At 72.6% G+C, this 5,934-nt stretch carries 3 protein-coding genes and 1 tRNA gene; all 4 read left to right on the top strand.

Annotated features, from left to right (window positions below; translation table 11 throughout):
* Positions 1-83 precede the first annotated feature (83 nt).
* The 4 genes from gltX (at position 84) to H489_RS28230 (ending at position 5,880) form a co-directional block, all read left to right on the top strand.
* The gene (gltX, locus tag H489_RS28215) at positions 84-1,571 is read left to right on the top strand and encodes a glutamate--tRNA ligase (RefSeq protein ID WP_017887116.1); all 1,488 of its coding nucleotides are present in this window, start codon (positions 84-86) and stop codon (positions 1,569-1,571) included.
* 6 nt (positions 1,572-1,577) lie between these two features.
* The gene (locus H489_RS28220; protein WP_017887117.1) at positions 1,578-2,666 is read left to right on the top strand and encodes an NAD(P)/FAD-dependent oxidoreductase; all 1,089 of its coding nucleotides are present in this window, start codon (positions 1,578-1,580) and stop codon (positions 2,664-2,666) included.
* Positions 2,667-2,711: 45 nt separating this feature from the next.
* Positions 2,712-2,783, top strand: a tRNA-Gln gene (locus H489_RS28225).
* Positions 2,784-3,081: 298 nt separating this feature from the next.
* Positions 3,082-5,880: a non-ribosomal peptide synthetase gene (locus H489_RS28230; protein WP_152427248.1), complete on the top strand. Its 2,799-nt coding sequence runs from the start codon at positions 3,082-3,084 to the stop codon at positions 5,878-5,880.
* Positions 5,881-5,934 lie beyond the last annotated feature (54 nt).

Raw genomic sequence — 5,934 nt, forward strand, 5'->3', positions numbered from 1 at the left:
GGGTTTTCTGCGTTTACGGGGTTGTTCTGCGTCATCCACAGCGCAGGAAGGACGGGCGGGTGCCGCGGTAGGGTTGGCGGGTCATGACTGCGCCATTCACCACCGCCTCCGGCTCCGACATCCGCGTCCGCTTCTGCCCGAGCCCGACGGGGACCCCGCACGTGGGGCTCATCCGCACCGCCCTCTTCAACTGGGCCTACGCCCGCCACACCGGCGGCAAGCTCGTGTTCCGCATCGAGGACACCGACGCAGCCCGCGACAGCGAGGAGTCGTACGCGCAGATCCTCGACGCGCTCCGTTGGCTCCGGCTCGACTGGGACGAAGGCGTCGACGCCGGTGGCGAGCACGGACCGTACCGGCAGTCCGAGCGCACCGCGATCTACGACGACGTGATCGCGAAGCTCAAGGCGTCCGGACACATCTACGAGTCCTTCGTCACGTCGGACGAGATGGAAGCCCGCAACAAGGCAGCCGGTCGTGATCCCAAGCAGGGCTACGACAACCACGAGCGTGACCTGACCGACGCCGAGCGCCAGGCCTTCCGTGACGAGGGCCGCGAGCCGGCGCTCCGTCTGCGTGTGCCGGACCGCGACCTGAGCTTCGACGACCTGGTGCGCGGCGAGATCACGTTCAAGCAGGGCACCTTCCCGGACTTCGTGGTGGTCCGCCCGAACGGCAAGCCGCTCTACACGTTCACCAACCCGGTCGACGACGCCCTGATGGGGATCACCCACGTGCTCCGTGGTGAAGACCTGCTGTCGTCGACCCCGCGACAGATCGCCCTGTACGAGGCGCTGTACGAGATCGGCCTCGCGCCGTCCATCCCGGTGTTCGGACACCTGCCGTACGTGATGGGGGAGGGGAACAAGAAGCTCTCGAAGCGTGACCCCGAGTCGAACCTGTTCCACCACCGCGCCGCCGGCATGATCCCCGAGGGGCTCGTCAACTACCTGGCACTGCTCGGGTGGTCGATCGGCCCCGACCGCGACGTGTTCTCGATCGACGAGATGGTCGCGGCGTTCGACGTCACCGACGTCAACCCGAATCCGGCCCGCTTCGACCACAAGAAGGCCGAGGCGATCAACGGGGACCACATCCGGCTGCTCGCACCGGACGACTTCCGGTCGCGCCTGCTGCCGTACCTGACGGAGTTCGTCAGCGACCCGGCGACCCCGGAGCAGCTCGAGGTCCTGACGAAGGCCGCCCCGCTCGTCCAGGAGCGCATGCAGCTGCTCGGTGAGGCACCGGCGATGCTCGGGTTCTTGTTCACGGCCGACGCCGATCTGGTGGTCGAGGACAACGCGCTGGCCTCGCTCAAGGGCGACACGGCGACCGTCCTGACGGCGGGCATCGCGGCGCTCGAGGGGGTGCAGGACTGGACCACCGAGTCGATCGAGGGTGCGCTCCGTGCGACCCTCATCGACGAGCTCGGCCTGAAGCCCCGCGTGGCCTTCGGCCCGTTGCGCGTCGCCGTGTCCGGGCGTCGGATCAGCCCGCCGCTGTTCGAGTCGATGGAGATCCTGGGCAAGGAGTCCACCCTGACCCGGCTCCGCGCCCTCGCGGCGCGCTGAACGACCGTGGGCAGCACCGAGCAGACCGTGCCGATCGTGCACGACGTGGCGGTCATCGGCGCCGGGCCGGCCGGCCTGAGCGCGGCGCTCAACCTGGTCCGGGCGAAGCGGACCGTGCTGCTCGTCGACGCGAATCGGCCCCGGAACGCCGCCACCCTGCGGTCGCACGGTTTCCTGACGCGGGACGGCATCTCGCCGCTCGAGCTCCGGAAGCTCGGCCGGACCGAGGTCGAGGGCTACCCGGAAGCAACGGTCGTGCAGTCCGTCGTCGACCTGGTGGCTCCGGACCCTGACACGGACGCCTGGCGGGTGCACGGTTCGTGGCGCGGCACCGAGCTCGACGCCCGCGCCCGGACGGTCGTCGTCGCCACCGGGCTGCGTGAGGAGTTCCCGGCACTGCCGATGCTCCGCGCGTTCTACGGCACGGCGGTGCACAGCTGCGTCGAGTGCGATGCGTACGACAAGGCCGGGCAGCCGCTCGCGTTCATCTGCGAGACCGACGACGTGGTCGACCGCGCGCTGCTCATCGCGTCGTGGACGGACGACCTGATCGTCTACACGAACGGCATCGCGCCGATCGACGATGCGGGTCGCGCACGCTTGGCGGCGGCCGGTGTCGTCGTGGACGAGCGGGCCGTCGAGGACCTGGAAGGGGACCGCACCGGGATGACCGGCGTCCGGCTCGCCGACGGCCACGTCGAGCCACGCGCCGGCGGGTTCGTCCGCCCGGTGTGGCACGCGGACCTCGACTGGCTGCACACCAGCACGGGCACCAGCGCCGGCGAGAGCACCAGCGTCAGCGCCGGCGAGAGCACCAAGGCCAACGCCAGCGCCAACGTCGGTGGGAGCACGACGACGACCGCGGACGCCGACACGCCCGGGTCGCTCGGAGGCCTGCTGCGCGACCCGCAGGGACTCCTGGTGGTCGACCGGGTCGGCCGGACATCGGTCCCGGGGCTCTACGCCGTGGGAGACGTCACGCCGCCCGGCCCGGAACAGCTCATCGTCGCCGCCGGGCACGGAGCCGCGACCGCCGCTGCCGTGCACCGAGACCTGGTTGGTGGTCTCACGGACCTCCGGGATGCTGTACAGTAGTTGATCGTGCCCCGGGTGACCGGGCCAGAAGGCCGACAGGCCTTTTGGGGTATGGTGTAATTGGCAACACAGCGGTTTCTGGTACCGTCGTTCTTGGTTCGAGTCCAGGTACCCCAGCACTTGATGAACAGCCCCCGGGATCTCCCGGGGGCTGTTCTCGTTCCGCGGGGCGGTTGCGCGGAACCGCACGATCCCCGAGCGATGAGCCACCGCTGCGCGAGAACTGCCCAGGGCGGTGGACCGATCGATCCGGATCCGCAGCCTCCGTGGCGGGCGCGGGCCGCGCCTCCAGGCCGGGTTGCGGTTCCCCGCACCCACCCGGCACCTGCTCGCGTGCGCGGGGAGCGCGGTCCTACGGTCGGAAGACCGTCGCGGGAGTCGTGGCGGTCCGCTGCCGAGCACCCGAGGTGTCATCGTGACCTCCGCCGACCCGCTGACGACCATCGATCCCTGGCACCACCCAGCCGCCGTCCCCGCAGCGGCCGACCACTCCGTGCTGGACCGCTGGGACCGCGTGGTGGCGCTCCGGGGCGACGCCGCCGCGCTCGCGGGGAACGGCCGTCCGTACACGTACGCCCAGGCGGACCGGGCGTCGCGCGCGCTGGCCGCAGCCCTGACCGTGACGCTCCGGCCCGACGACCACAGCGGCGCCGGCGTGGACGAGACCCCCGGCGGGGCGTCGAAGCCGGTCGGGCTGATGGCGGGACAGTCGACCGAGGCCGTGATCGGGATCCTGGCGCTGGTGCGTGCCGGTCGGACCGTGGTGGTGCTCGACGACCACCTGCCCGCCGCACGGCTGGCGCACGTGGCCCGGCTCGCCGGAGTCGACGAGATCGTGGCCGACACCGAACGAGCGGCACCGGCCGCCGGTGTCGTCGCGGAGCGGGACGGCCGGGTGCACGCACTCGGCGAGCTGCTGGACGTGGGCGCACCCGGCGATGCCCCTGCGACGGACACCGCAACCGCACCCGGTGGTGCCCCCACGACGGACGCCGCAGGCGCCCCCGGCGGGCGGGACCCCTTCGCGATCGTCTTCACCTCGGGCTCGACCGGCATGCCGAAGGGCGTGGTACTGACGCACCGGCAGCAGATCGCCAACGCCGAGCAGGATGCCCTCGCCCTGGGCCTCGGACCCGGCGACCGCCTCGGTGTGGTCCTGCCGCTGTCGTTCGCGGCCGGGCTGCTGTTCTCGTTCGACACACTGCTGTGCGGCGGCACCATCGTGCTGCTCGAGCCGCGTGACCTCGGTGTCGAACGGCTGCTCGGACGGTTCCGGGACGACGGCGTGAACGTGCTCGTCTGCACCCCGCACCTGCTGCGCTCGATCGTCGGGTCGCAGAGCGCCCCCGGAGCGCACGGGACCGCAGCCGGGACAACACCGGTGCTCGGCGGCCTGCGCTTCCTGATGACCACGGGCGAACCCGTCACCGGCGCCGACCTCGCCGCAGCCCGACCGCACCTGGACCCGGACACGCTGCTCCTGAACGCCTTCGGTTCGAGCGAGACCGCGTGCGTCGCGTACTGCCCGGTGCCCCCGGGCGAGCCGGTGCCCGAGGGCGTGGTGCCCGCCGGGTGGCCACTGCCCGGCAAGACCGTGCTCGTGCTCCGTGAGGACGGCAGCCGGGCCGACCCGGGGGAGACCGGCGAGCTCGTCGTCGTCTCCGACGCCCTGACCGCGGGCTACTGGGGCGCGCCGGAGAAGACCGCCGAACGGGCCGGTCGCACCGGCGAGGCCGAGTCCGCCGTCGGCATCCCCGTCGGGACCCCGAGCTGGCGGCAGGGCGACCTGGCACGCGTCGACCCCGACGGCCGGCTCGTGCTGCTCGGCCGGTCCGACGACGCCGTGAAGGTCCGCGGCTACCTGGTCGAGCCGAGCGAGGTCGAGGCGGCGCTCCGCGCGGTCCCCGAGGTGCACGACGCGGTCGTGACGGCACAGGTCGATCCCGGTTCCGTCACCCGGCTCGTCGCCTACGTGGTCGGCCGGCCGGGGCAGCGCACCCCGGCACCGGGTGCGCTCCGACGGGCACTCCGCGACCGGCTGCCCGAGTACATGGTGCCGGCGTCGATCGTGCCGATGACCGAACTGCCGCGGAACGAGCGGGGCAAGGTCGACCGGGCCGGACTCCCCGGGGCGCCGAGCGTCGAGACCGAGATGGTCGAGGGTGAGTACGACCAGTGGGAGCTCGTCGTCGGGCAGATCTGGGCCGAGGCGCTCGGCCTGCGGGGCGTGCACCTGGACGAGGACTTCTCCGCGCTCGGCGGCGACTCGCTGTCCGCCGAGGAGATGCTCGCCGTCGTGCAGGACCGGCTCGGGGTCGACCTGCGCTCGTCCGACGTGCTCGAGCACCCGACGCTCCGCGCCTTCGCCCGCCGTGTGCGGAGCGGGACGAGCGCGCTGCCGAGGCACCCCGACGTCGTGAAGGTGTCCGAGGCGCGCGAGGGCGGCCGTCCGCCGGTGTTCTGCTTCGCGGGTGGCGGTGCCCTGGCGCTGACGTTCCTGCCGCTGTCGCGCCACCTGCCCGAGCACGACGTGTACGCGTTCCAGCAGCACGGGCTCGAACGCCGCGGGGTGCCGGACTGGACCATCGAGCGGAGCGCCCGCCGCTGGGTCGCCCTGATGCGCATCGTCCAGCCCCGGGGACCGTACGTGCTCGTCGGGCACTCGCTCGGCGGACTGGTGGCGCTGGAGATCGCCCGGCTGCTCACCGAGAGCGGCGAGCAGGTCGAGCACCTCGCGCTCCTCGACACGTACCTGCCGCGGACCGGGTCCGACACCGCTCGGCTGCACTTCGGTCGGCTCGGGCCGCGCGAGCACCGCAACCCCACCGTGCGGGCCGTGCGGCAGCGCGTGGACGGGGCACTCCGGCGCGTGCTGCCGTCCGGGACGTCGTGGGGCGACCACGTCGCCAAGCGCCTCCGGGCCTACACGGCCGGCGTCCTGCGTCACGGCGGCCAGCGACACTTCGACGCGTTCTTCGACCAGGCCGAGCTCGTGACCAGACGGCACCACCCGACGCCGTTCCACGGGCGCGCCACCTACGTGCTCGCCGACGCGAACCCCGACGCCGCCGGCTGGTCCGCGCTGCTGCGCGGGGAGACCGAGACGGTACGGATCGCCGCCGAGCACAGCTCGCTGCTGCGGGAACCGCACGTCGCCGACCTCGCGACGGCGCTGCGGGCCGCGTTCGCGACGGAGCACGCACCCCGGAGCTGAGCGGCTGCGCACCGGGTGCGGTGGTCGCGACCAGGAAGCGGACGGGAGGCGCGG

The organism is Curtobacterium flaccumfaciens UCD-AKU (assembly GCF_000349565.1).
GTDB lineage: Bacteria > Actinomycetota > Actinomycetes > Actinomycetales > Microbacteriaceae > Curtobacterium > Curtobacterium poinsettiae.